This is a genomic window from Pantoea sp. Ae19-2 (genome assembly GCF_059801205.1).
In genome coordinates this window covers 888953-915686 of record NZ_JBCHWE010000001.1, presented here as the reverse complement: position 1 = coordinate 915686, position 26734 = coordinate 888953, and the positions used below count along the sequence as shown (strand labels likewise).

23 protein-coding genes and 1 tRNA gene are annotated in these 26734 nt (G+C 53.1%); 13 read left to right on the top strand and 11 right to left on the bottom strand.

Annotated elements, in window-relative coordinates:
• Positions 1-4: 4 nt before the first annotated feature.
• Genes AAIE03_RS04295 through yejF form a run of 3 tightly spaced genes read left to right on the top strand, consistent with a single transcriptional unit; the run spans position 5 to position 3726 of the window.
• Positions 5-1099, top strand: coding sequence for a microcin C ABC transporter permease YejB (locus AAIE03_RS04295; RefSeq protein WP_015699894.1), 1095 nt, complete (start codon positions 5-7; stop codon positions 1097-1099).
• Positions 1099-2121 (top strand): ABC transporter permease, encoded by a 1023-nt coding sequence (locus AAIE03_RS04290; RefSeq protein ID WP_024471945.1) that lies wholly within the window; start codon positions 1099-1101, stop codon positions 2119-2121. Before AAIE03_RS04295 ends, AAIE03_RS04290 begins: the two co-directional genes overlap by 1 nt.
• Entirely contained in the window at positions 2122-3726 is a 1605-nt protein-coding gene (yejF, locus tag AAIE03_RS04285) for a microcin C ABC transporter ATP-binding protein YejF (RefSeq protein WP_088900564.1), read from the top strand.
• Here yejF and AAIE03_RS04280 read toward each other — a convergent pair.
• The 3 genes from AAIE03_RS04280 to rsuA form a co-directional block, all read right to left on the bottom strand.
• Complete coding sequence (locus tag AAIE03_RS04280; RefSeq protein ID WP_013026453.1) at positions 3713-4033, bottom strand: YejG family protein; 321 nt, start codon at positions 4031-4033, stop codon at positions 3713-3715. The two genes, yejF and AAIE03_RS04280, sit on opposite strands and share 14 nt — an antisense overlap.
• A gap of 265 nt (positions 4034-4298) precedes the next feature.
• Positions 4299-5495 carry a Bcr/CflA family multidrug efflux MFS transporter gene (locus AAIE03_RS04275; RefSeq protein ID WP_498562814.1) on the bottom strand — a complete coding sequence of 399 codons (1197 nt, stop codon included), beginning with the start codon at positions 5493-5495 and terminating at the stop codon, positions 4299-4301.
• 11 nt (positions 5496-5506) lie between these two features.
• Positions 5507-6226, bottom strand: a complete 720-nt coding sequence (gene rsuA / locus AAIE03_RS04270; RefSeq protein ID WP_013026455.1) for a 16S rRNA pseudouridine(516) synthase RsuA — start codon at positions 6224-6226, stop codon at positions 5507-5509.
• Between the two features lie 155 nt (positions 6227-6381).
• Here rsuA and radD point away from each other — a divergent pair, with 155 nt between their 5' ends.
• Together radD and rplY are read left to right on the top strand one after the other, a co-directional pair.
• Positions 6382-8136, top strand: coding sequence for a DNA repair helicase RadD (gene radD, locus AAIE03_RS04265; RefSeq protein WP_498562813.1), 1755 nt, complete (start codon positions 6382-6384; stop codon positions 8134-8136).
• Positions 8137-8267: 131 nt separating this feature from the next.
• The gene (gene rplY, locus AAIE03_RS04260) at positions 8268-8552 is read left to right on the top strand and encodes a 50S ribosomal protein L25 (protein ID WP_013026457.1); all 285 of its coding nucleotides are present in this window, start codon (positions 8268-8270) and stop codon (positions 8550-8552) included.
• 92 nt (positions 8553-8644) lie between these two features.
• Here the strand turns inward: rplY and yejK are convergent, their stop codons facing one another.
• The gene (yejK, locus tag AAIE03_RS04255; RefSeq protein WP_014605406.1) at positions 8645-9649 is read right to left on the bottom strand and encodes a nucleoid-associated protein YejK; all 1005 of its coding nucleotides are present in this window, start codon (positions 9647-9649) and stop codon (positions 8645-8647) included.
• Positions 9650-9807: 158 nt separating this feature from the next.
• Between yejK and AAIE03_RS04250 the strand changes: the two genes are divergently transcribed.
• The 3 genes from AAIE03_RS04250 to AAIE03_RS04240 all read left to right on the top strand — a co-directional run bounded on the left by AAIE03_RS04250 (position 9808) and on the right by AAIE03_RS04240 (position 11959).
• Positions 9808-10032 (top strand): YejL family protein, encoded by a 225-nt coding sequence (locus AAIE03_RS04250; protein WP_013026459.1) that lies wholly within the window; start codon positions 9808-9810, stop codon positions 10030-10032.
• Positions 10033-10054: 22 nt separating this feature from the next.
• Complete coding sequence (yejM, locus tag AAIE03_RS04245) at positions 10055-11809, top strand: LPS biosynthesis-modulating metalloenzyme YejM (protein WP_019106559.1); 1755 nt, start codon at positions 10055-10057, stop codon at positions 11807-11809.
• Between the two features lie 73 nt (positions 11810-11882).
• Positions 11883-11959 (top strand) — tRNA-Pro (locus tag AAIE03_RS04240).
• A gap of 84 nt (positions 11960-12043) precedes the next feature.
• On the opposite strand, the gene AAIE03_RS04235 is transcribed toward AAIE03_RS04240, so the two are convergent.
• The 7 genes from AAIE03_RS04235 to AAIE03_RS04205 form a co-directional block, all read right to left on the bottom strand.
• Complete coding sequence (locus AAIE03_RS04235) at positions 12044-12250, bottom strand: hypothetical protein (protein ID WP_029570305.1); 207 nt, start codon at positions 12248-12250, stop codon at positions 12044-12046.
• Positions 12251-12346: 96 nt separating this feature from the next.
• Positions 12347-13375 (bottom strand): DUF2891 domain-containing protein, encoded by a 1029-nt coding sequence (locus tag AAIE03_RS04230; protein ID WP_042678205.1) that lies wholly within the window; start codon positions 13373-13375, stop codon positions 12347-12349.
• A 224-nt stretch (positions 13376-13599) separates the two neighbouring features.
• Positions 13600-15057 carry a metalloprotease TldD gene (gene tldD, locus AAIE03_RS04225; RefSeq protein ID WP_013026463.1) on the bottom strand — a complete coding sequence of 486 codons (1458 nt, stop codon included), beginning with the start codon at positions 15055-15057 and terminating at the stop codon, positions 13600-13602.
• Between the two features lie 17 nt (positions 15058-15074).
• Entirely contained in the window at positions 15075-16424 is a 1350-nt protein-coding gene (locus AAIE03_RS04220) for a TldD/PmbA family protein (RefSeq protein WP_498562812.1), read from the bottom strand.
• 26 nt (positions 16425-16450) lie between these two features.
• Positions 16451-17707, bottom strand: a complete 1257-nt coding sequence (locus AAIE03_RS04215) for a thioredoxin family protein (protein ID WP_498562811.1) — start codon at positions 17705-17707, stop codon at positions 16451-16453.
• Positions 17708-17736: 29 nt separating this feature from the next.
• Positions 17737-19428: an ABC transporter ATP-binding protein/permease gene (locus AAIE03_RS04210; protein ID WP_498562810.1), complete on the bottom strand. Its 1692-nt coding sequence runs from the start codon at positions 19426-19428 to the stop codon at positions 17737-17739.
• Positions 19429-19456: 28 nt separating this feature from the next.
• Positions 19457-21613 carry a TonB-dependent siderophore receptor gene (locus AAIE03_RS04205; protein ID WP_282472785.1) on the bottom strand — a complete coding sequence of 719 codons (2157 nt, stop codon included), beginning with the start codon at positions 21611-21613 and terminating at the stop codon, positions 19457-19459.
• Positions 21614-22587: 974 nt separating this feature from the next.
• Here AAIE03_RS04205 and AAIE03_RS04200 point away from each other — a divergent pair.
• The 5 genes from AAIE03_RS04200 (at position 22588) to AAIE03_RS04180 (ending at position 26303) form a co-directional block, all read left to right on the top strand.
• On the top strand, positions 22588-23139 hold the full coding sequence (locus AAIE03_RS04200) for a sigma-70 family RNA polymerase sigma factor (RefSeq protein ID WP_019106564.1): 552 nt from the start codon (positions 22588-22590) through the stop codon (positions 23137-23139).
• Complete coding sequence (locus AAIE03_RS04195) at positions 23136-24092, top strand: FecR domain-containing protein (protein ID WP_498562809.1); 957 nt, start codon at positions 23136-23138, stop codon at positions 24090-24092. Before AAIE03_RS04200 ends, AAIE03_RS04195 begins: the two co-directional genes overlap by 4 nt.
• Before the next feature lie 252 nt (positions 24093-24344).
• The gene (locus AAIE03_RS04190) at positions 24345-25043 is read left to right on the top strand and encodes an energy transducer TonB (protein ID WP_227008702.1); all 699 of its coding nucleotides are present in this window, start codon (positions 24345-24347) and stop codon (positions 25041-25043) included.
• Positions 25044-25092: 49 nt separating this feature from the next.
• A complete protein-coding gene (locus AAIE03_RS04185; protein ID WP_013026471.1) occupies positions 25093-25845 on the top strand; it encodes a MotA/TolQ/ExbB proton channel family protein in 753 nt (250 codons plus the stop codon).
• Between the two features lie 26 nt (positions 25846-25871).
• The gene (locus AAIE03_RS04180) at positions 25872-26303 is read left to right on the top strand and encodes an ExbD/TolR family protein (protein WP_013026472.1); all 432 of its coding nucleotides are present in this window, start codon (positions 25872-25874) and stop codon (positions 26301-26303) included.
• The last annotated feature ends 431 nt before the right edge of the window (positions 26304-26734 follow it).

Below are 26734 nucleotides of genomic sequence, written 5' to 3'. Positions count from 1 at the left end.
CAGGTTGGCAAGTTACTTTTTACGTAGACTGTTACTGATTATTCCTACCTTGTGGGCCATCATTACGCTCAACTTTTTTATTGTACAAATTGCGCCAGGCGGCCCGGTCGATCAGGCGCTGGCGAATATCCAGTTTGGCCAGACCAGCGGGCTGCCTGGTGCGGGCAGCGGTGAAGGCGGTGGCACCCAGGCCAGCCTGCATCGCGTCACGCCAGGGGATAATCAATACCGCGGCGCGCGCGGCCTGGACCCGGAGGTCATCGCAGAAATTGAGCGACGTTACGGCTTCGATAAACCTATAGGGGAGCGCTATCTCACCATGCTGTGGAACTATCTGCGCTTTGACTTTGGCGACAGCCTGTTTCGCAGTGCTTCCGTATTGCAGTTAATCAAACAGAGCCTGCCCGTCTCTGTCAGCCTTGGCCTGTGGAGTACCTTAATTATCTACCTGGTCTCCATCCCGCTGGGCATTAGAAAGGCGGTGCGTAACGGCAGTACCTTTGATGTCTGGAGCAGCACCTTCATCATTATTGGCTACTCCATTCCGGCGTTTCTGTTTGGCATTATGTTGATTGTTCTGTTTGCCGGCGGCAGCTATTTTGACTGGTTTCCCCTGCGCGGTCTGACGTCTCCACAGTTTGATTCGCTGCCCTGGTACGCCAGGGTAACCGATTATCTCTGGCACATTGCGCTACCGGTACTGGCGACGGTGATTGGCGGTTTTGCCACCTTAACTATGCTGACCAAAAATGCATTTCTGGATGAGATTCGCAAACAGTATGTGGTCACCGCCCGGGCTAAAGGCCTCTCAGAGCGGCGCATTCTTTACCATCATGTGTTTCGCAACGCGATGCTGCTGGTGATCGCCAGCTTTCCCGCCACCTTTATCAGCATGTTTTTTACCAGTTCGGTATTGATTGAGGTGATGTTCTCTCTTAATGGCCTGGGCCTGCTGGGTTTTGATGCGACGATCCAGCGCGATTATCCCGTGATGTTTGGCACCCTGTATATTTTCACCCTGATAGGTTTGCTGATGAATATCCTGAGTGATTTGACCTATACCCTGGTGGATCCCCGTATTGATTTTGAGGGCCGGTGATGCGTCTTTCTCCCCTGAATCAGCAGCGCTGGCAGCGCTTTCGTCATCACCGCCGTGGCTACTGGTCGCTGTGGATTTTTCTGTCTGTCTTTATGCTTTCCCTGTGCGCGGAATTCATTGCCAATGATAAACCGCTGCTGGTGCATTATCAGCAGCGCTTGTACGCTCCGCTGTTTTTTAACTATAGCGAAAGCGATTATGGTGGCCCGTTTGCCACGGCAGCGGATTATCAGGATCCCTGGTTGCAACAGCGCATTGAAAATCACGGCTGGGCGCTTTGGGCACCCATCCGTTTCGGTGCCAACAGTATTAATTTCGCTTCTCAGGTGCCCTTCCCTTCGCCGCCCTCCCGGCAGAACTGGCTGGGCACGGATGCCAACGGCGGCGATGTTATGGCGCGTTTGTTATATGGTCTGCGCATTTCACTCCTGTTTGGGGTGCTGCTGACGCTGTTTTCCAGCGTGATTGGGATCGTCATCGGTGCCATACAAGGCTACTTTGGCGGCAAGGTGGACCTGATAGGTCAACGCCTGATTGAGGTCTGGTCCGGGATGCCCTCGCTGTTTTTGCTGATCTTGCTTTCCAGCGTGATTCAGCCCAGCTTCTGGTGGCTGCTGCTGGTTACCGTGCTGTTTGGCTGGATGAGTTTGGTCAGCGTCGTACGTGCCGAGTTTCTGCGTACCCGTAACTTTGACTATATTCGGGCCGCGCAGGCGCTGGGCGTCAGTGACGGACGTATTATGCTGCGTCATATCCTGCCCAACGCCATGGTGGCAACCCTGACCTTTCTGCCTTTTATCCTGTGTGGCTCTATCACCACCTTAACCTCGCTCGATTTTCTCGGGTTTGGTCTGCCCATCGGCTCTCCCTCTCTGGGAGAGCTGCTGCTGCAGGGGAAAAATAACCTGCAGGCCCCCTGGCTGGGTTTATCGGGCTTTTTTACGCTGGCGATTCTGCTGTCGCTGCTCATTTTCATTGGCGAAGCCGTGCGCGACGCCTTTGATCCCAGTAAAGGAGTCTGAATGAGCACCCCGCTGCTTGCTGTTAACCATCTCTCCGTCGCCTTTCGTCAGTGCAAACAGCTGTATCAGGTGGTGGACGATGTCTCGCTGCGTATAGAGGCAGGAGAAACCCTGGCCCTGGTGGGCGAATCCGGTTCCGGAAAAAGCGTTACCGCCCTGTCGATCATGCGGCTGCTGCACGCGTCCGCCGTCGCCTATCCTCAGGGCGAAATTCTGCTGGCAGGCGAAGACCTGCTCAAGGCATCGGCGCAGCGACTCCGCGGCCTGCGGGGTAATCAGATGGCGATGATTTTTCAGGAACCCATGGTGTCACTCAACCCTTTGCACAGTATTGAAAAGCAGCTATATGAAGTGCTTTCTCTACATCGCGGCATGCGACGCGAGCCCGCGCGAGCGGAAATCCTGCGCTGCCTCGATCGCGTGGGTATTCGCCAGCCGGCCTCCCGCCTGAACGCTTTTCCACATCAGCTCTCCGGGGGCGAGCGCCAGCGTGTGATGATCGCGATGGCCCTGCTGACCCAGCCGAGGCTGCTGATTGCCGATGAACCGACCACCGCGCTTGATGTCACCGTTCAGGCGCAGATCCTTGGCCTGCTGCGCGAACTGCAACAGGAACTGAATATGGGCATGCTGTTTATTACCCATAACCTGAAGATTGTTCGCCAACTGGCAGACAGCGTCAGCGTGATGCGCTCTGGTCGGGTGGTTGAGCATAACGCCGGACAGCGCCTGCTAACACAGCCTCAGCACGCCTACACGAAACAGCTGCTGGCAGCCGATCCGGAAGGTCGTGCCGTGCCGCTCCCTGCGGATACGCCGGTTATTCTTAAGGTGGACAACCTGCGCGTCAGTTTTCCCCTGCGTCAGGGCCTGTTTAAACGTAAAACAGGCGAAAAAATTGCAGTAGAGAATCTTAGCTTTAGCCTGAAACGAGGCGAAAGTCTGGGATTAGTAGGCGAGTCAGGCTCAGGTAAAAGCACCACCGGTATGGCGTTGTTGCGTCTTATTGCCGCTCAGGGGGAGGTATGGTTTGACAATCAGCCGCTGCATCAGCTGTCGAGAAAAGCGCTGTTGCCGCTGCGTCGCCGCATTCAGGTCGTTTTTCAGGATCCTAATTCTGCGCTGAATCCCCGAATGACTGTTCAGCAGATCGTTGCCGAAGGTCTGGCCGTGCATTATCCACACCTGAGTGCCGCACAACAGGACGAACGGGTTAAAGCGGTCATGACCGAGGTCGGGCTGGACGCGGAAAGCCGCCATCGCTATCCAGCTGCGTTTTCCGGCGGTCAGCGTCAGCGAATCGCTATTGCGCGCGCCCTTATTCTTGAACCGGAGCTGCTGATACTGGATGAGCCAACCTCCTCACTCGACCGCTCCGTACAAAAACAGATTCTGACGCTGCTACGGGGATTACAGCAGCAGCGTCAGCTGAGTTATCTGTTTATCAGTCACGATTTGGAAGTGGTGCGATCGCTCTGCCATCAGCTCATCGTACTGCGTCAGGGCGAGGTCGTTGAACAAGGCGACTGTGAGACACTCTTTGCCACACCTGCACAGGCTTATACCCGCGAGCTGCTCGGCTCCGTTTCGCTCAGTGGCCGATGAAGGTTTCCGCAATCGCCACGCCCTGATTTTTCAGGCAGCAGTTCGTGGCGCTCTCATCACAACGGCGGATAAAAAGGCAGGGCTGCCCTTCGCACTCAGCGATTTTGCCGTCAACCTGAATGGCGGCCAGCATGTCTTTCAGTTCCCGCAGAATCTCCCATGCCGGAACACCATCATGGCTTATCAGCCGGAGCGCAATAACGTCATGCTCTTCTGAGCCCGCATCGTCGGTTTCAATCACGGCATGACGATCGCTAATCCAGCGAAACCGCTGCGGCAGGCGATGCACAACCGAAAGTTGCAACATAATGATCCCTATCTCCAGAGAATGAAGCGCAATTCACAACCAATGATGTCAGCCTGCAGAGTGGGTAAAGTCTGCTTAACGCGCCGATCCGCAATCGCCCGGTAGAGCAAATTTGCGAGTTAAATCTCACTTTGGGCTATATGTACCGCGTTTAATGATAACTAACAATCATTTTAGTCCCAATACGATTACTTTATTTGCTATTTTTTTTCACAAATAAGAAACATTTTTGACTAAGCGGAAAAAGAGGATGGCAGACGCCCGCTTAGCGGGCGACGGTACGCGGACGTGAGGCGTAGAGAAATAACGAAACGGAGATTGTCGCGCACAGTGCAATGGTTCCCACCATGGGCCAGGCACTGTTGAAGCTGAACAGGGAGAGCAGCGCCCCCGCCAGCGCACCCACGCCAAAACGCAAGGTGCCCGCCAGAGAAGAGGCCGTACCGGCCATATGCGGAAACTCATCAAGGATAACCGCCATAGCATTTGACGACACCATCGACACGCAGCCGATGAACATTGCAATGCCTAATACCAGCGGCAGGAACCCCAGATCGAAAGCGCTGACGATCAACAGCCAGATGCCCATAGCAAACTGCACCAACAACCCGAAGCGAAACATGACCACGGGGCCAAAACGGCGCACTGCCCGGCTGTTAATCAGCGTCATGATGAACAAAAACACAATATTCAGACCGAAATAGTAGCCAAAACTCTGCGGTGAAATGTGATTCAGTTCGATGTAAACAAAGGGGCCAGCGTTGAGAAAGGTAAACAGCCCCGCAAACGAGAATCCGCTCGATAACATATAGCTGAACGCGCGCTTGTGGCGAAACAGGATAACGAAGTTACCCAGCGTGGTGCGCAGGTGAAAGCGCTGTCGCTGCTCAGGTTTAAGGGTTTCGCGAATCTGGGTTGCCACCAGCACAGTGGTGATAACCGCCGCTATCGACAGCGTCCAGAAAATGGCGTGCCAGCTCCAGACTAACAGCAGCCAGCCGCCGATGATGGGCGCCAGCAGCGGTGCAATGGTGGTAATCAACATGACGAACGACATCATGCGCGAGAAGTCTTCTTTCGAGTAACTGTCACGCATCAACGCATTGATCACGACGCTGGCCGCCGCTGCCGCCAGACCGTGTAAAAAACGCATCGCAATCAGTTGTTCAATCGACTGCGAAAGTGCGCAGGCTGCCGCTGCGCAGGCAAATATCAGGGTGCCGAGCGTAATCACCGGCTTGCGGCCATAGCTGTCGGCGAGCGGACCGTAAATCAACTGACCGATGGCAAAACCCAGGATATAAAGATTGAGCGTCATCTGAACGCTACCGGCGGACACGGCAAACTGGCGCGCAATTTGTGGCATTGCAGGCAGATACATATCTATCGACAGCGGCATCAACATCGCTAACAGGCCGAGGATGACGACCAGCCCCATTGGCGAATTCTTTTCCTTACGCACCAGGTTTCTCGCTATTTTTGTTTAAGTTCATCCGGTAAGCCAATGCTGGCTATCTCTTCTTCCGTTAACGGGCGGTATTCACCCGGTTCCAGCGCCTCGTCCAGCACAATCTCACCAATGCGCTCGCGGTGCAGGCCAACGACCCGGTTACCCACGGCTGCAAACATGCGTTTGACCTGGTGATAGCGGCCTTCGCTCAAGGTCAGCAGCACTTCCGTGGGGGTGATGACCTCAAGCTGAGCGGGTTTAGTCAGGCTTTTTTCATTATGCAGCTGCACCCCGGCGCTGAACTGTGCGGCCGTGTCATCGCTCACCGGCGCTTCCAGCGTTACCCGATAAGTTTTCTCACAATGGTGGCGCGGTGAGGTAATGCGATGTGACCACTGACCGTCGTCCGTCAGCAGGACTAAACCGGTGGTATCAATATCCAGCCGGCCTGCGGCATGCAGCTTAAACGCCATCGGTTCTTCAATGAAATAGACGATGGTGGGATGATCGGGATCGTCCGTTGAGCAGACATAGCCCTGAGGTTTGTTCAGCATAAAGTAGCGCGGCCCGGTCTGCATCTGCAATACATTGCCGTCATACTCAACCTCATGATCGGGCTGGAGTTTGAAAGCGGTGTCGCGCACCACATCACCGTTAACGGTAACACGTTGACCACGGATTTCACGTGCGGCGATGGCACGGCTGATTTCCAGTTGCTGAGAGATGAATTTGTCGAGTCGCATGAATTCGTTTTGCCTGTTACTGCGGAGGGAAACTAAAACGGCATTTTTAACCGTTGAAAAAGTAGGGGAAGTATAGCCTGATCTGCGCCTCGCTGACAGCGCGTTTATTGTGGATTCGTGGCATAATTGCGGCAGGTTTTACAAAAGTGAACAGCATGTCTTTTACCTTACGCCCTTATCAACAGGAAGCGGTCGATGCCACCCTCGCCCACTTCCGTCGTCATCCTGAACCTGCCGTGATCGTTCTGCCCACCGGGGCCGGAAAAAGCCTGGTGATCGCCGAGCTTGCGCGCCTGGCTCGAGGTCGGGTGCTGGTGCTGGCGCACGTCAAAGAGCTGGTGGCGCAAAATCACAGCAAGTATCAGGCTTACGGACTTGAGGCTGACATCTTTGCGGCAGGATTGCAGCGCAAAGAAAGCCAGCGGAAAGTCGTGTTCGGTAGCGTCCAGTCTGTTGCACGTAATCTCAGCCTGTTTGACCGCGCCTTTTCGCTGGTGATTGTTGATGAGTGCCACCGCATTGGTGATGACAAAGCGAGCCAGTATCAGCAAATTTTCAATCACCTGCGCCAGCATAATCCTCAGTTGCGTCTGCTCGGCCTGACCGCAACACCGTTTCGCCTGGGCAAAGGCTGGATCTACCGTTTTCATTATCACGGTATGGTTCGGGGCGACGAGCAGGCCCTGTTTCGCGACTGCATCTATGAACTGCCCCTGCGCTATATGATCAAGCATCAGTTTCTGGTGCCGCCGGAACGGCTGGATATGCCGGTGGTTCAGTATGATTTCAGCCGCCTCACCGCTCAGGCAAATGGTCTGTTCAACGAAGCCGACCTGAATCGGGAACTCAAACAGCAGCAGCGGGTGACGCCCCATATTATCCAGCAGATTGTGGAATTTGCCGAGGATCGCCACGGCGTGATGATTTTTGCCGCCACCGTCGAACACGCGCGCGAAATTTTGGGCCTGCTGCCTGAAAACAGCGCGCTGGTGTCGGCAGAAACTCACGCGAAAGATCGGGATGCGCTAATCGCGGCGTTTAAAGCCCAGCAGCTTAAGTTTCTGGTCAACGTTGCGGTGCTAACCACCGGCTTCGATGCGCCGCATGTGGATCTGATCGCGATCCTGCGCCCTACCGAGTCAGTCAGCCTGTATCAACAGATTGTCGGGCGCGGTCTGCGCCTGTCGCCCGGCAAAAAAGACTGCCTGATTCTGGACTATGCCGGTAATCCTCACGATCTGTTTACGCCTGAAGTGGGCGCACCGAAAGGGAAAAGTGACAATCAGCCCGTGCAGGTATTTTGCCCGGCCTGCGGCTTTGCCAATACCTTCTGGGGCAAGGCCACGAGCGATGGCATGGTGATTGAGCACTTTGGCCGGCGTTGTCAGGGCGTACTGGAAGACGACCAAGGCGGGCGCGAGCAGTGTGACTACCGCTTTCGGTTTAAGAACTGCCCGGCGTGCAACGCGGAAAACGACATCGCCGCGCGCCGCTGCCGCGAATGCGACAAGATTCTGGTCGATCCTGACGATATGCTTAAAGCCGCGCTGAAGCTGAAAGATGCGCGCGTTCTGCGCTGCGGCGGCATGACGCTGGAACAGGGCCGCGACGACAAAGGCGAATGGTTGAAAGCCACCTATTTCGATGAAGACGGCACCAGCGTCAGTGAGCGGTTTCGTCTGCAAACGCCCGCACAGCGCAAGGCGTTTGAGCACCTGTTTATGCGCCCGCATCAGCGCGCGCCCGGCGTGCCGCTGGGCTGGCAAACCGCCGCCGATGTGCTGGCCCTGCAGCCTCTTCTGCGCCATCCCGATTTTGTGGTGGCCCGTGCCAAAGGCCAGTTCTGGCAGATTCGCGAAAAGCTGTTTGACTACCAGGGGCGCTTTCGCCGCGCTAACGAACTGCGCTAAGCCTTATTAGCGTTTGCCCCTGTAGGGGATTACCGCTATAATGCCGCCCGCTTTTGCATGTGCATAAGCGGTGTTGAATAACCCTTCTGTTACTGGGTCGCCTGTAGCAGAAATCATAAAGAGACGTATTAATGTTCACTATCAATGCAGTAGAACGTAAAGAGCAGGGTAAGGGTGCGAGCCGCCGCCTGCGCGCAGCAAACCGCTTCCCGGCCATCATTTATGGTGGTTCAGAAGCCGCTGTTGCTATCGACCTCGACCACGACCAGGTGATGAACCTGCAAACCAAGCCAGGCTTCTACGAAGAAGTGCTGACTCTGGTGGTTGACGGTAAAGAAACCAAAGTTAAAGTGCAGGCTGTTCAGCGTCATCCGTTCAAGCCAAAACTGCACCACATCGACTTCGTTCGCGCTTAATCGCCGAATGCGTTGAAAGTAGAAGGGCCGGTTGCGAAACCGGCCCTTTTATTTTGCCTGTTATCCGCCAGAACGCCGGATCGGGCAGATGCTTATTTACTGCTGGTGCGGCGTTGCAGCTGCTCACGCAGGTTAGGCGGTGTTCCTTTGATGGTCAGCGTATCGGTGACCGGATCCCAGAAAATGCGCTCGCCAAGCAACAGGGCATCGAAGTTCAGGGTCAGCCCCCCACCGCTACCGGCAAACTTGGTTAACTGACGTAACGTACTGCGATCTGCCGGGAAATGCTCTTCCAGGTCATAGCCCTGCTCCTGAGTAAAGGCTTCAAACGTCTTTTCACCCAGTGGCGGCAGCTCACCTGATAACGCTTTCAGCGCGATCTCTTCCCCAGCCTGAAGCTGTTCATTACAGTAGCTGTAAACCTGCTGACGATAGTTTTGTCGTTCATTCTTATCCAGATTCGACTCGTCACAATAGTCATCTACCGCCTGTAACAGCCCCCGGTTCTGCGCCTTGGTATCCAGTCCGACTTCCGCCCCCAGAAAATCCATGAAGAAATCAGAAACTTTTCGCCCTACCCGTCCACGCAGGAAGGTGAGGTAGCGCGTCGATTCAGGGCTGGTTTCCCACTCGGTAAGATCGATTCGTGCCACAATATCGGCGTGATTGATATCCAGATAGTGGGTACTGCTGATATCCATCTGTTCGTTGACGCGCATACTCGACTGGCTGTTTAACACCGCCACCAGCAAGTATTCTACCGCCAGATAGCGGTACTGGATAAACAGCACCACGCCGCCTTCGGCGAACGGATATTTTGCCAGTTCATCACGCAGGCGTCCGGTAGCAGCCCGGCTAAAAGCGAGAAAATCATCGTTACCCTTGCGGCAGTTGCGCAGTGCATCTGCCAGTTCGCTTTCAGCATTAAACAGCCCGTAAGCTTTACTTTTTGCACTGTATACACGGTGCAGCTCTTCCACCATCGCCTCGACGGTATTGGTGGCCGGCAGTAACGAATCACGAAGCACCAGCTCTAACTGATTTTCATCACGTTTGATTAACTGGTGCAAGGCAATCTGGTCGATATCCAGACTCATGGTAAACTCTCCTAATAGCACAGGCGCGTATTCAAACACCGCCAGCAGCAGCTTTCAACTCCATGCACAACCCGAACACCGCGCTTTCGATAAATTTGCGGAAAAAAGTGCGCTGTTCCGGTACTATATCGCCTTTTGAGACGAGATAAGTTTTCGCTATGCCACAATCATCCCGTTACAGCGACCAACGCGTTGAACAACTCCTCGCGGAAATGGCGCAGGTTTTGCAAAAAGACCAGGCGCCAACCGACCTTTCCCTGATGGTACTGGGGAACATGGTAACCAATCTGATCAACAGCGATGTTGCTCCCGCGCAACGCCGCTCTCTGGCCCGTTCTTTTGCTGATGCCCTGCAGGCGTCGGTAGACGACAGCGCCCATTAATTCGCTAATCTGACGTCAAACTATGGTAACCAACCGACAGCGCTACCGCGAAAAAGTCTCCCAGATGATTAGCTGGGGACACTGGTTTGCCCTGTTCAATATCTTTTTCGCGCTCATTCTGGGTAGCCGCTATCTGTTGGTTGCCGACTGGCCTGCTTCACTGGCTGGGCGCATTTATGCGTACAGCAGCTGGATTGGTCACTTCAGCTTTATTGTATTTGCCGTTTATCTGCTGATTATCTTCCCGCTGACGTTTGTCGTGATGTCGCAACGTCTGATGCGGGTGATTTCGACGGTGGTCGCCACCGCCGGTTTGACACTGCTGATGGTCGACAGCGCCGTCTTTAACCGTTTCCATTTACACCTTAATCCGGTGGTGTGGGAACTGGTGATTAACCCCGATCAAAGTGAGATGGCGCGCGACTGGCAGCTGATGTTTATCGGCGTGCCGCTCATTTTTCTGGTGGAGATTCTGTTTGCCACCTGGAGCTGGCAGAAGCTGCGTAGCCTGAACCGCCGTTCGTTTGGTAAGCCGCTGGCCGCCCTTTTTATCAGCGCCTTTTTTGCCAGTCATTTGATGTATATCTGGGCGGACGCTAATTTTTATCGCCCGATCACGATGCAACGTGCGAATCTGCCCCTTTCTTATCCGATGACCGCCCGTCGCTTTCTTGAGCGTCACGGCTTGCTGGATGCGCAGGAATATCAGCGCCGTCTGGTGCAGCAAGGCGATCCTGAGGCTGCGGCAGTGCAGTATCCGCTCAGCGATATCACCTTTGCGGACAAAGGCTCACGCGATAACCTGTTGGTCATTACGGTGGATGGTCTGAACAGTGCCAGTGCCGATAACGCCCTGCCGGCGTTGAACCAGTTTGCCAGCCAGAACGTGCGCTTTACCCAGCATTTCAGCGCCGGGGACAACGCAGAAAAAGGCCTGTTTGGCCTGTTCTACGGCATCTCCCCGAGTTATATGAACGGTGTTCTGGCACAGCGGACGCCGTCTGCCCTGCTTACTGCACTGAGCACCCAGGGCTATCAGTTTGGCCTGTTCTCGTCAGAGGGGTTTAGTCAGCCACTGTATCGTCAGGCGCTGCTGTCCGACTACTCTCTGCCCCCAAGCGAGGAGCAGCCCAATACCAGCACCGTTTCACAATGGCAAAGCTGGCTGAGTGCCCAAAAAGGCGATGGTACGCCCTGGTTCTCCTGGGTGGCGCTGAACGGCCCAAGGGTGAGCGGTGATAACGACAAAGCACGTCAGCGAAGCTATATGCGGCAGGCTCCTGCCCTCAATGAACAGATTCAGGCCATCCTTACCACACTGCAACAACGTGACTTACTGAAAAACACCGTGGTGGTCATTACCGCTCAGCATGGTGTGGCGCTGGATGGCAATCCGGACAACGAAGGCAATCGCCAGACCTTGCAGGTGCCACTGGTTATTCACTGGCCGGACACGCCCGCGCAGACGGTGACTCGGCTTTCCGATCATCAGGACGTGATGGTGACCCTGATGCAGCGCCTGCTGCATGTGCGCACTAATCCGGTCAACTATGCTCAAGGCGAAGATCTGTTTGCTGCTCAGCGTCGTCATGACTGGGTCACCAGTAGCGAAGATAATAAGCTGGTCATTACCACGCCTAAAATCACGCTGGTGCTGAACAATAACGGCAGCTACCGTGCTTACGACGCCAGTGGAAATGTATTGAAAGATCACAAACCGGAACTCGCGCTCTTGTTGCAGGTGCTCACAGAAGAGAAACGTTTTATCGCTAACTGATTAATAATGAGGCAGTTAGTTGCCTGATCGCTTGCATTCGTGCAGAGAATCAGTAGACTAGCTTTCCAAAGTTCGGCACGTAGCGCAGCCTGGTAGCGCACTGTCATGGGGTGTCAGGGGTCGGAGGTTCAAATCCTCTCGTGCCGACCAAATTATCCCTTAAAAAACCAACCTTTACGGTTGGTTTTTTATTGCCTGCGATTGGTGAGGGTAAAACAATGGTAAAACCAGCCATCATTTTGCTGTGATCAGATAGCAGAAGCGCGTGGCATGAGACAACGCCGCTTCGCACATCATCGTCCAGTACATTTCTGCCCTCGTGCCCCAAAAACGTCCCACGCCCGCACCCAGCAAAAGCGCAGGCTCTAGCGTCAAGATGCCAAACGGCGTCAACGTCTTTGCCGCAAACGGACCGCGCTTTGTCATTGAAAACAGCGTCATGACAAATTCCCTGCGATATCTACAGGACCATCGGTTTACTGCTACGTATCTTGTTATCGTAACCTCAGGATGCCGGAGAGGATCTCAAACGCGAGATCACGTTTGATGATGAGCCTGGCCGTCAACAGGCGACGCCAAAGCAAGCAGTGCAAAGCTGGCAAGCCAGTGGCCGCCGCTGTAATGGCTGCCCACCACGTGAGGGAGACTGGCTGTCAGATGCCGTTCGGCTGCGGCCTGAAGCAACGAGACAGCGGGATGAGCGTTTGGCAATGCAACAGCAAGATGCCTAAAGCACCAGGCTCTGCTGAGATTCAATCCGTCAAGATGTGTGATGGTGGGATCGGTACGATCGCTGACCTCTGCAGGCTGCATCAGCGCGGTCTTACTGGCGATATCAGGTAGAAATGCATCGAACCAGTTGGCGAAGTTAACGGTGACTTTACTCATTAACATGGCTTCCGTTAATGCACCAGAAAGGTATTCGTCCCCACCGGGTTCATAATGTGCTGGATAATCAGTGTCCTCGCGGTAAAAACGTTCTGCGACATTAACGATGACGTTTTCCAGCAAGCTGTCCTCTAAAGTGCGTGCGTAATCCAGTGCTAACATCAGCGCGAAGGCTGAATTGGTATGGGTCCCGACCCGAATAGCGTAGGTCAGCTTACTGAAGTAGTCGATAAAGCGACTGCGAATGTCCTGCGTCAGTGGCTCAAGCCTCTGATACCACTGCGCAGCCTGCGGCAAGGCAGATTTTTTCAGCTCCCCGGATAAGCCAAGCAACCATGCATAACCGTAAGGACGTTCGAACGCCGTGCGAAACGGTACGGTAAAATAAGCACGTTCCTGCGCGATATTTTCTTCAGTAAAATGCGCATGAAAAACAGCAATGATTTCATCACGGCATGACAACGTGGGATAAAGGCTCAGGGCACGGAGCAACAGCCAGTAACCGTGTACCGCAGAGTGCCAGTCGTAGCAGCCATAGAAAACCGGATGCAGTACACGTGGCGACAAGGCATCACTGTCATCAAGCATTAAGTGTACAAGATGACTGGGATATTCCTGGCGCAAATAGGTTAATGGCATCCGGGCAAATGCATCAGTCCAGGATGGCGTTAATTTCATCATCATTCCTTACCCGAGAAAGCGTTAACCGTCTCAAGATTCCCCTTACCGCCAGTCAGTGACGGCAGGTTCATTTTTGGCTTATAAAACACATGATCGCTGCGGGCTCTGGCGCGTCCGCAGCGCGCGCAAACGCTGGCATCGACATTTGAACAGCGGTCAGCCCACCCGTAGCGTCCGTCAAAGCGACAAGCGCCACAGACCGGTTTCGTCGGATGATGACCTCATCGCTGGCGCGTGCCGCCAACGATGAGGTTATCCACTTTAAGCGTCGGTTGCCCTACGCCCACTGGAACATTTTGTCCCGATTTCCCGCAGGTGGCGACGCCACGATCCAGGGCCAGATCGTTGCCAACCATGCTGATCTGCTGCAGCGTTTCCGGTCCCTTTCCGGTCAGCGTGGCGCCTTTAACCGGTGTTGTAATTTTGCCGTCTTCGATCAGGTAGGCCAGCGCGCTTTGAAAGCTGTATTGGCCACTGACGATATCCACCTGTCCGCTGCCCAGGTTGGCCAGATATAATCCACGTTTAACAGACGCAATGATCTCCTCAGGTTCATACTGGCCATTACGCATAAAGGTGTTTGTCATGCGCGGCATAGGAAGATACGCGTAGGACTGACGTCGGCCATTGCCAGTGGGGGGAAGTTTCATCAGACGGGCACTCAGGCTGTCGTGCATATAACCTTGCAGAATACCGTCTTCAATCAATGAGGTGCACTGCGTCGGGTGCCCCTCATCATCTGTATTGAGCGAACCCCGGCGCCCCTGTAGCGTGCCGTCATCGACGATATTCACCCCAGGTGGTGCAACTCTCTCTCCGATGCGCCCTGCGTAAACTGAGGTACCCAGCCGGTTATAGTCACCTTCAAAGCCATGCCCCATGGCTTCATGCAACAACATGCCGGGCCATCCGGCGGCAATGACAACAGGCATTCCGCCGGACGGGGCCGCAACCGCCTCTAAATTTATCAGTGCCGAATCCACCATCGTGCGTAAAGTCTGTTGCAGCACCTGATCGTTGAACATGTTGAAATCGCCGCGCCCACCTATGCCGGTCGTGGCCGACTCACGGACGCCACGCTGCTCGACGATGACGCTGACCTGCAACAGCAGCATCGGACGAATATCTGCAGCCTGATAAAAATCATGGCGCAGGACATAGTTAACCGAATGGGACAATCGAAGGCTGGCCGTGACCTGAATCACCCGTGGGTCAAGCGCACGAGTCATTTGGTTGATTTTTTCCAGCAGACTGATTTTCTCTGCCGCCTCCCATGCCACTAAGGGATCGCGGGAGCCGATATGCGTTGACTCGGGCCGGGCTTTAACAGGTTCAGGCAGGGCGAGACAGCAATGCTTAGCGATGGTCCGCACCGATCGCGCGGCTTCGCGCAAATGTTTGAGATCAAGATGCTGAGAATAAGCGAAGGCGGTCTGATCGTACTCTACCGCACGCAGGCCGAACCCCTGATCGACATCAAACGATCCAAAGTTCACCACGCCATTTTCCATTGCCCAACTTTCATGGCGAAGACTCTGCACATATAAATCGGCGTAATCGACCCGATGGACGAGAATCCGTCCCATGATGTCCTGTAGCAGCGCATCGCTCAGGCCGTAGGGTTCCAGCAATTGCTGTTTGGCCTGTACCAGGCGAGTGGTTGTGCCTGTTTGACTCATAGTAAAACTCCTTTGGCTCAGCGTCCTGCCACCTGAAGGTTATCAATTAATACAGACCCGGAAGTCAGTGCGCCCTGGGTTATCACGTCAGTCCCGATAGCCACAATGTTGCGGAACATTTCGGCCAGGTTACCCGCCACCGTAACGCCATCAACGGCGTACCGTATTTGCCCGCCTTCAGCCCAAAAACCCCGCAGGCTTCGCGAGTAATCACCGTTAATCAACCGTGGCCCGCCGCCGCTGAAACTGGTCACGATCAGCCCGGTATGAAGTTTTTTTACCATCGCGTCGAAATCATCACCCTTCTGCGTCAGGCTGCTGGTCAGAGACAGGTTTCCCGGCCCCCAGCCATTCCCGGTCGGAGCCATATCAAGATGGCGCGCGGCATAAGCTGAGAGGAAAAAACCCGCCAGAATCCCCTGATTAACGATCTTGCGGGTTGTGCCGCCGATACCGTCGCCGTCGAATGACCGGCTGGCGAGCCCCTGCGGCGCGAAGGGATCTTCAGTGACGCTGACGTGGTCGCTGAAAACCGTCTCGCCCAGTCTGTCAGCAAGGAAGCTGTTACGGTGATACAGCACGCTACCGCTGGTCGCCTGAACCAGATGGTCAAGCAAAGACAGCACACATTTAGCGTCAAACAAGACCGGACAGCGCTGGCTGCCCTGAAGCGGGGCAGTATCCAGCGCCGCTATCGCGCCATTTCCAGCCCGGCGTCCAATCTCTTCCGGTGCCATGAGTGACTGGGCGTGGCGGGCAACCGAGAAATGGAAATCCAGCAGGCTGCGATTCTGCTTACGGGCCAGCGCGCGGGCTGCCATCAGGTGATTGCTCTGGCGTTCGCTGCAGCTAAATCCATGACTGTTCATGATGAAGCAGTCCGAGTGCCCGGTGTGCACGGTAACACCGTCGCTAATGACGTCGTCTCCCGCTGAAACAATCCCGGCCTCTATGCGCTGTGCCAGTGCTGTCGCATCGACTTCGTCGAGATTCCAGGGATGCCAGAGGTCCAGTTCGTCCGATGCACGGCAAAGAAAGCGTGCCTCCGCCAGTCCGGCGAAACGATCTTCGCCGGTGTAACCTGCAATACGGCATGCGGCCTGCACCGTTTCACGCAGGCTTGCAGACGAATAGTTCGTTGAGCTGGTCGTTCCCTGATGATGACCTCGGTAAACGGTGAGAAACAGGCTGGATTGACTGGCGCGAGTGCGCGTTTTTAACCGGCCCTGACGCATTTCAAGTAGCAGTCCTGTGCTTTCGTTAAACATCACCTGCGCATCGGAAGCCCCTTCCTGCAAGGCCATCCTGATAACGCTATCAGCCAGGTCCGACAGCTGAACCCGGCTGTGCGCCAACGTATTTGCCATAGCGGCCCCCTGTTTATGCATCATTATTAAAGGTCCGGTGCCGCGGCAAGCAGGCGATTCAAAACCGTTTGCGATGCTGTGCTTATTGGCAGCGCAAGCTGCAACAGGTTTTGATGAAGCGCGTTTTCTTTACTAATAAATTCACCATTTAGCGACTTCCATTCTTCTCTGAGCTGGGCGATCTCCCCCTGAGTGAGCTTGCCCGTCGGCGTTTGACGCTCTTTCGCCATAAACCATCCCATTCGCTTCTCTGGTGTGGCGCGATCGTCGTCGCTCCAGCCTGAGTGGATTTGCATAATGTGGAAATGCGCCCAGTTCATATTTTTCGTGATGATGTCCCACCGTTCACCGTCGGTCGTAACAGGAAACGGTGAAAGATGTTGGATCATCATGGCGACTATCTTTTCCAGCTGTCGGTCTGACGTTTGGAAGCCAGACAACAGGGAAGATGCCAGATTGCCAATATCGGCCCAGGCCTGCGGTGTCGTTTCGCGTCCGGCAAACCGGTCAGCGCACAGTGTTTGCCACTGCGCCAGTAGCGTTATTAGCTCGGGCGCACGCAGATGATTATCCCAGGGGAAGAACCCATCGCTCAGCCACCACTGCATAAACGCTGGTGGCACCAGCCGGTAATCTTTACCTGCCCGTAACGCCCCAAACAGGCCTTCCACCTGTTCCACCGTGAGATATTCACAACGGTCAAGCAGGCAGCCCAGTGCAGCGGAAAGCCCGGTGATACGTTCAAATGCATTACTGTCGGGTTGATGGACCATCGCCGCCGCAAGGGTGCCTTTACCCTCGATCCAGTAGCGACTCTGGCCCGTGGTAATCTCTCGCTCGCGGGCATGTCGCAGTACACGTGCCGCAATAAAAGCGAGCAGTTCGTCATCCCCATAGAAACTGCCCCATTCCAGACTTTCGTCCTGCTGTACGTGCACTGTGGGTACCGAGATGTCGACCTGATGGTTGGCAAGCCATTCGTTGAGCTGAGCCAGAGACTGAGCGCCCACTAACCGAACCGGGTCCTGAGCCGGGTTAAACAGCAATAAGGTGGGAATGCCCCGTACGCTAAAGCGCTGCATGATGGAAGGATATTTTTCGACATCAAGTTTGGCGACCAGTAAATGTCCCGCCGTGTTGCGGGCCAGCTTATCGATAATCGGCGACATCGCTCGGCAAGGCGCGCACCAGGGGGCCCAGAGATCGACGAGAACCGGTAACTGAGCATCGGCCAGAAAGACATCAAGCTCAAGATCGGTTAATACAATGGATTTATGCGTCATAGTGTTTCCTTTGCAAGCGTTAACGCTCATTAACGGGCCGTGAGCGTGAGAATATGAGGGTGGAAGTGTTCAAGCTCTTTACGGTGTGCCACGCTGATAAGCGTACAGTTGGGCAACTGGTCGATAAGCGCCTGATAAAGTCGGTTTTCTGTCTGCGGATCGAGCGCGCTGGTCGCTTCATCAAGAAACAGCATTTCGGGTTTGTGCAACAGCACCCGGGCCATCGCCAGCCGTTGCTGTTCGCCGCCGGAGAGCACCTGCTGCCAGCGGTCAAATTGTGTTAACGAAGCGGCGTGAGCCTCCAGGCAGCAGTCAATTAACGCCTGTTGGCACTGCTGATCGGTAAAAACGTCAGGTTCAAGCGGATAGGTCAGCGCACTTTTTAACGTGCCTACCGGGATATAGCTTTTCTGGGGTAAAAAAAGCGTACGAACAGACTCGGGGGCAATAATAGTGCCTTCGCCATAAGGCCAGAGCCCGGCGCAGGCGCGTAATAGCGTGCTCTTACCACAGCCCGAACGGCCACGAATCACCCAGCGCTCGCCCGCCTGTACCTGCCAGTGCGGCAGATGGGACAGTAACGAACCATCTGGCTGCCGAAGCGTCAGGTTCTCGCACTGCAGGCGCGTCCCCTGGTGCTTCAGTAAAATTCCTGAGGGCTTATCGCGCGCTTTATTTAACGCCCAGAGCAGATCACGAAGTCGGTTGGACAGCGCCATCCAGTTGGTAAATGACTGATAAGCCTGTGGGAAAAAAGAAAGCGTGCTAAGCAAGGTTCCGTAGGCCATCGTGATCTGCGTCAGGCCGCCCATCGTTATTTTTCCCGACAGTAGCAACGGGAGTGCCAGCAGCGTGGGTAAGGGCGAAAATACCTGCGAAAAAAAGCTCTGGAAAAAGTTGAGTCTGAACGTCTTACGCATCATCAGCAGGGTATTTGCGCGCACCCGTTCAAAGCGCGAAAATAGCCGCCGCCGTTCACGCTCTCCACCTTCAAAAAAAGCAATTTGCTCGGCGTTTTCCCGAACCTGCATGCCAAGGAAACGAAAGTCAGCTTCCACCGTTTGTTTATTCATATTCACGCCGATCAGGACTTTACCCAGCCAGTGCGCCAGCGCGAGATGGGCAACAGAATACAAATAGACGACAATCACCATGTAACCGGGAATAGATAATGTTGTTCTGCCCAGGCTAATGGATAACGCGCCTGATAATCCCCACAGCACAATGGTGAAAGTGACCATGTTGACCAGCACATTAATAATGTTGGTCGATAAATTGATTGTGACGTCGGTAAAAAGATTGATATCTTCCGCAACGCGTTGATCGCTGTTGCTGATAACGTTGTCCCGTTCTAACTGATAATAAGCAGGATGTTCTGTCCAGCGCTCCACAAAGCGAGCGGTCATCCATGTCCGCCATCGCAACGTGAGATAGTTTATCGCCAGTACGCTTATCAAAGGCAATACCGTGGTTAACGCGCCGATAATCAGGCTTTCAATCATGACATTGCTGATTACCGGCCAGTTGAGTGCGACCAGTGCATCGGTTAATTTTCCGTGTAGCCTGTTCAATGCGACAAAGGCATAGGTCGTGGTAAAATTAATTGTCAGGATGATAGCCAGTAATAATATAGCCAGCCATTTCTCTGATGATATCCAGAAAGGATAGATTAATTGCCACGTACCCGGACGGTTATCATCCGATGGGATTTTATTTACCACGTTAGTATACTCTGGTGATTTACATGTATCAGAACGAATAAGTCAGCGTCAGACGTGCTGTCCTGTCAGGTTTCACACTGATAAACTGAGGGGTTGAGGTGTAATAATAGAGCGTGCGATTAAATATATTATTCACGCCCAGCGTCACCGTATATTTAGGCTGATGATAGAAAACGGAGGCATCCGTTTGGGCCCAACCGCCCTCTTTAAAATAGTTGTTTCTGTAACCGTTCCAGGTACTGCTTGCTGCCTGTACCCCGACACCCGCACCCAGTCCCTGTAATTTTCCTTGCTGTATTTCATAGGTGGTCCAGAGGCTCGCGGTATGTTTTGGCTGACCCACAACTTTGCTTTGGTAACCGATAAGTGCCGCGTTGTCGGGATCTTTTGACTGAGAGAAAGTATAACTGGTGGTGATATTCCAGCCCGGCAATATCTGACCATTTAAATCGAAATCGAAACCTTTGGTTTCCCTTCCCTGTGTCCCGACTGGTTGACCGGCAAAATTCGTAATAATGAGATTTTTTTGAATAATGTCAAAGGCTGACGTCGTAATCGTCAGGTTATCGTCGAGCAGACTGAATTTAAAGCCGGCCTCCTTCGATTTTCCTGTGGAAGGTGCAAATGCACTTCCGGTCCGGGGGTCCAGCAATCCACTTGTCTGAAAACTGTTGAGTAAATTAGCATAGACGGTGACCTCAGGCGTAATGTCATAACTCACACCGTAGCTGGGCACCCATTTCGTTTCATCTGAAAAGGTAATTAAAGTGCGCGTTGGTGAAACATAGGCTGTCGATTTTGACGTCCATTGCGCTCGCTTGGCGGACAATTGCAGATGCAGCTTTTTCCAGAAATCAATCTGGTCCTGAAGAATAATTCCCTTTTGTTGTTCGAGCGTATTATAGTTTTTAGCGGTTGGATCGGGTATTGGCGGAAAAGAAAGGCTGTCAGGATTGTTATAATTTCCCGTCGTGAAGATTCGCCCTTGAGCAAGTTCCCAGTCGGTGGTCTCTGTATGTTGGTAATCATAACCCATCAGAACATTATGGGTTAATGGCCCGGTATCGAATTTGCCCCGGATATCGTTCTGCAGGCTTAAGGACGTGGTGTCCTGTCTGATACCCAGCTCGTGGCTCAGTAAATTGCCATTGCGCGCGGCATTGTAAACTTCATGAACGCGGAAATTATTCACGCTGTCCACATAAGCGGCTTTACTGTTAAACGACCAGTTATCTGACAGATCCTGCTTCAGTTCATAATAGGTAGTTTTAGAATCAAGAGCGAAGTGGTCATCTTTATCACCCAGTCGGTATTCAGGCAGTTTTAAAATATGGCCGTTACTATAAAGAGTTGCTGCAGGGCCTGATTTTCGGGTATTGGTAAATTCGGCGCCCACTTTTATATGTGTTTTTTCCCCTTCCCATGCGAGAACCGGTGCAAGGTAGTCGGCACGATTACCATTAAAATCCGGGAAGCTGTTATCGGAGTGCATGGTGGATGCATTAAGGCGGTAGCGGAACGTTTTATCGTCGTTTAATGGTCCGCCGAGATCGATTGCGGTTTTGACTTCGCCGTATTTGGCCACCTCGACTTTTATTGTATGCAGTGGATAAGCCGTCGGCGCTTTACGGACAAGGTTAACCGAACCCGCAGGTGAGCTGTTTCCTGCTAATACCGCCTGTGGTCCTTTTAATACCTCAATACGCTCAACACCATCAATACTGGAGTAACCCAAAGGGCTGCCGTTTACCGCGTTGCTGGGATTGGATACGCCGTCTGTGGAACCTGAGGTGATGGCAAAACCTCGGATGCTAACGCCATTTTGTCCGCGATTACCGGTACTAAGATTGACCCCTCCTACGTTACGCAGCGCATCTTCCACAGAGGTGGCCTGCTGATCGTCCAGCACTTTGCGGCTGATGACCTGAACGGACTGTGCCGTATCCTGCAGGGATAAATTGGTGCGCGTCGCAGAACTCGACATTGATGGATTATATACCGTTTCATCTTCGCTGCGTTCTGCCTCACCGTTAACGGTAATCGTTGGCAGAGTCTGACCGCTGTCCTGCGCAGCTTGCAAATCTGAGGCGGGTTTAACCGGCGAGGTGGGATTCATCGCATAGATAGTCAGCGTACCATTAGGCGTGGTAGTGACGGAAAGTGGCGTTCCCTGCAACTGTTGCAAAATAGCCTGCTTCAGCGTGAAGTGACCTTTAATCTGTTTAGCCTGGTAAGGCGCCACCAGTTTAGGATCGAACGAGATGGTTTGATGACTTTGACGGGCTATCGCTAATAAACCTTGCTCCAGAGAACCCGAAGGCACGGAATAATTGATTGCCGCAGGCGCTGCAGCATAACCTTCCTGCAACGCAAGTAGCGGAAAGGCAGTAATGGCCAGGGCAATATTTACCGCCAACGCCAGACGGCCTTGGGTAAAATACGTTTTCTTTGCATGATGCGGTGCTTCGTTCATTGCTACAGCTCCAGCAGAAAAGGTAAAGGGACTACGTCATATTGTTATGAGTCGATTATTCTTCTCAGTAGGTATGTGCAATGAGATTTAAAAAGTGACACCTCATTAGGGTGTTTGTGTGAAAAAAATCACTTAACTTGAAAACATTAATAATATTAACTATTTAAATTCAAAATTAATTTATAAGTTATTCATCACTGTGTAACCCAACGCCGAGTGAACGGCGACGCATTAGCGCACCATTCTGGTGCTTAATTGGATGTGAGCTTTTACTGGGCGCTCTCTGGTGAATCAACACTCGCATCAATGACGCTTCACGTCAGGAAGATGAAACGCGTTAATAAAAAAAATCATACTCTTGTCTTTCGTTCTGTCTTGTCTCCGCCGTCAGCGACAGATGAACGCAGCACCTTTGCGGTGCAGCCTACTGAGGCTGGCCTTCAAGCGTCAAAAAGATGGCACAAGAGAAGTGAGTGGCAGAGCGTAACGATGCATTTATAACAAGCTGAATAGTAATAAATAAAAAAAATAAACTTAAAAAAGAAAAGTCCGGAAACACATTGGCCTTTCTTTTGCTTGGTAGGCAAAGGTTTTTCCCACAATAAGCTGCACCTTAGCGCAAGGTAGAAAGTGGGTTCCATTTCTCGGTCTTTATTGAGGCGCTGAGAAAGGTGTTAAGTTTTCAGATGGGGGACATTATGCCTGCCGACATGACCGATCGTTCAGATATATTAACGCTTATTTTTCGCAGCGATTATCGCTGGCTGACGGATAAATTACGGCGTCGAATTAGCTACGGCACCATGGCAGAAGATATCGCTTCTGAAGCGTTTTTACGTCTGGCGGCAATTCCGGAACTGCCCCACATTCGCGAGCCGAGGGCCATGCTGACGACACTGGCCCAGCGCGTGTTATATGAAAACTGGCGACGCCGCGACCTTGAACAGGCTTATCTCAAAGCTCTGGCGGATAGCCCACAGCATTGTCACCCCTCGCCCGAAGAACTGGAGATGGTGATGGAGTCTTTACTGGCTATCGATCGCGCTCTGGATGGCCTGGCCGTAAATGCGAGAAAGGCCTTTTTGCTCAACCAACTGGATGGCATGACCTATGCTGAAATCGCTAAAGAGCTTGGCGTATCAGCCAGTATGGTGCGTAAATATGTGGCTAAAGCACTGACGAATTGTTATCTGGTGGCTCAGGGTCAATCTGACCCGATGGCGGGACATCACAAATGAAACTTACCCAGCGTCCCGACGACGTCGCGCAGGAAGCAATTGAGTGGATGGTGCTGTTACGCTCGGGCGATGCCACAGAAGATGACTTCCGGCAGTATGAGCGCTGGCGTTATTCCGACGAACGTCACGACGCCGCCTGTGCAAAAATTGAAGCAACGTTGGGTAAGATTCAGACGCTAAACCACAGTATACCCACAGAAAATCTGCGCCAGACGTTGCTTGCGCCGTCAAGCCGACGTCAGTTCCTGCAAAAAGCCTGTGGCGTTGCCGCGTTAGGTGTGTTCAGTGGGTTGATATTAAACCAGCGATATCCTTTGCCCTACCTGTTATCCGATGCTTATACCGATACCGGACAGCGGCGCAGGTTCCAACTTAACGACGGCAGCACGCTGGATATGAATGCCCGCACGGCGTTGAATATTTCGCTGGATGAAACCTTGCGCAAAGTGGAACTGCGCACCGGTGGCATCATTGCCGAAGTGGTCGACGATCAACGCCCGTTCACCATTGCCACCCACGCAGGGCGAATTCTTGCGCAGGAAGCCCGTTTCCATGTTCGGCAGGAATCGAGCGGTATTCATCTGGCCGTCCTGAACGCGGTGGTAAAAGTGACCAATCGAAACGGTGACAGTCGGCAGGTTCAGGCAGGCCACGGTCTGTGGTTCGATCATCAGTCGTTTATTCCGCTGGGCGTCTCGCCCTATGAGGAAACCGCATGGACGCAGGGTCGCCTGGAAGTGAAAGATGCTACGCTGGGTTCCGTGATTAACTCACTGAAAAATTACAGTCCTGCCGTCATTCGCGTCGCCCCGGCCGTCGCTGACCTGCGAGTCAGCGGCAACTTCCCGCTTGATAATATTCCCTACACGCTCGACGCGCTTGCCCAAACAATGCCGATTGCGATCACTCGTACTACGAATTACTGGATCAGGATCGAGCCGGCTGCGTCATAAAAATTTGCGTTTTTTCTTCCCCGGCCGGTGTCATTTTTTCATTCTCGTTGCACATACAGGATAAGTCTTCCAGAAACTGCTGCTGAGAATCATTGAGCAGTAGCGATTTATCGTGAGGTAGTAGTGAAAGCAGAGCGCCTTATTTTCAAAGATCATCTTTCAGTGCCTGGAATACCAACGGCTCCCCTGATTGCTCCGCAAGGCGCGCAGAGTTCCTGTAAAAAAAATCTGCCAAAGCTGGCGGTGAGCGCGGTGGTTATCTTGCACCTGGCACTGATTGCCATGGCTATTACCCACACCACTCAATACCATCCGCTGAATATTATTAATCCCGCGACCCAAACCAGTATTGAAGCAACCATGGTCGAGGCGCCCGCTGAACCCGTACCGGTTCCGGAGGTCGTCAAAGCGCCACCTGTCCTGACCGCCGATAACAGCACGCGCGAAATCGATCAGGATGACGTCAAGCCGGTTGTACCGCCACCTGAGCCAAAAGTCGTGCCGCCTAAGCCCAAACCAAAGCCGGTTGTTCGACACAAAACGTTAACGGAAAAAACGCACCCGGTCGAACCGGTTAAACCTTCACCCGTGCAAAATGCAAAAGTGGCGGAACGAACGGCGATTCCCGCCACGTCTCAAGGGCAAATGCTGAAAAGCGTACCGAATGCTGCCCCCAGGAATGTCGCCACAGTGGGTTGCCAGGTACCGGCTCCGGACTATCCACGTAGGGCGAAACGGCTTCAGGAACAGGGCGAGGTGCTAATCCGCCTGATCATTAACTCCGATGGCACGGTGAAACACCGCGAAATTGCACGGAGCAGCGGCTTTGACGATCTGGATCAGGCGGCAATGGAAGCCGTTTCGCGAATACGCTGTAATCCTTACATGGAAAACGGCCAGGCGATTTCCGTTATGACGATTCAACCCATCACGTTCAAATTATCCAGCTAGGGCAGGATGATGATGAGCGGGCGCTTTTCTTACTAATTGAGGATGCATTATGAATGAGTTTGGCATTGAACATGTATGGGAACAGGGTGACATCATTACCCGGTCAGTGGCCATTATCCTGCTAATTATGTCGGTCATGTCCTGGTCGGTCATTGTTATAAAATGCATACAAGGCGCGGGCATGAAAAAGATAGCCCACCGCACCAAGCATTTATTCTGGAGTCAAAAGACGCTACCGGCAGCCATTGATACCTTGGGTGCCAACGGTAACAACCCGTTTCGCGACCTTGCCATCGCCGGACACGCGGCCATGTCCCACCAATATACGATTGAAGCAGGCATCAGCAACAATCTGGATATTAGCGACTGGCTGGCACGCGCCCTGAAAAACAGTATCGACGACAGCGCTGCCAATCTGCAATCAGGCCTGGGGATCCTTGCCTCCATTGGCAGTACGGCGCCATTTGTAGGTTTGCTTGGCACCGTTTGGGGGATCTATCATGCGCTGCAGTCCATCAGCATGGCCGACCAGCCCGATCTGGCTCACGTTGCCGGGCCGGTGGGCGAAGCGCTTATCATGACGGCATTTGGCCTTTTCGTGGCTATCCCGGCAGTTCTGGGGTTTAACACCATAAGTCGTCGCAACCGCGCCCTTCAGCACGCCATCGCGCGTTTTGCCAACGACCTGCACGCTTATTATCTTACCGGCTCACGTATTACGTCTAACGTAGAGGAACTGCACGCTGGCGATAAAGCTCAGTCGAGCCCTGTTCAGCCATTTCGCGCCAGTCAGCCAGTTTAGCGCGGCCTTCTCAGGAGACGTGAAAAATGAGTATGTCAGGTAAATCACAGTTTGAGTCAGATGACGATCCGCTGGTCAATGATATTAATATGACCCCTTTTATTGATGTCATGCTGGTATTGCTGATTGTCTTTATGATTACCTTGCCGGTGATCAATCCGGCGGTAAAAGTCAATTTGCCCAAAGCTAACGCCAGCATGGTCGATAAGAACATTAAATCGGTGAATATCTCGCTGACGGCCAACGGGAATATTGCCTGGGATAAAGAAACACTCGATGACGCCGCCTTTGTAGCCCGGCTGCAGGATGCGGCAAAACTGCCTGAACCGCCGCATATCCGTATCTATGCGGATCAGGGAACCCCGTATGGGCGAGTGGCCTTCGTGATGACAAGTGCCCAGAGTGTTGGTTTAACAAAGTTTGATTTTGTGGTGGATAAAAAAGTGCCGGCTGCCTGAGCGTCATTTAACTGCATTTGTCAATAACAGATAAAAAACACAGGCTGTTCGATAGTCAGGAATGCCTGTGCCGAGCGGGTTAATCAATGATCAACAGCGAATAAAGGCCAATATGCGCTGTTAAAAAAGCATCATGCCAGGATTTCGTTTAAGGGAAACATTTATTCTGATGTGTAGAACGTCGGCCCGATAAACAGGGTTCATGGTTCCGGAAAGGCGCGATAAACAATGATAAAAAACCCACGCGCTGTCAGATTGTCGATTGTCGCTGCGGCCGTATGGGGCGAAGGTTTTTTACTGGAACCTATTATCCAATATCCGTCATGAACGGGAATTTGATAAAAGGTCAATTGCCTTTATCTCCTCACGTTATATCGTAAATCTGGCCGAAATCCTGGAGTAAGGCGATTGATAAACCCGGCCCAGTTCGG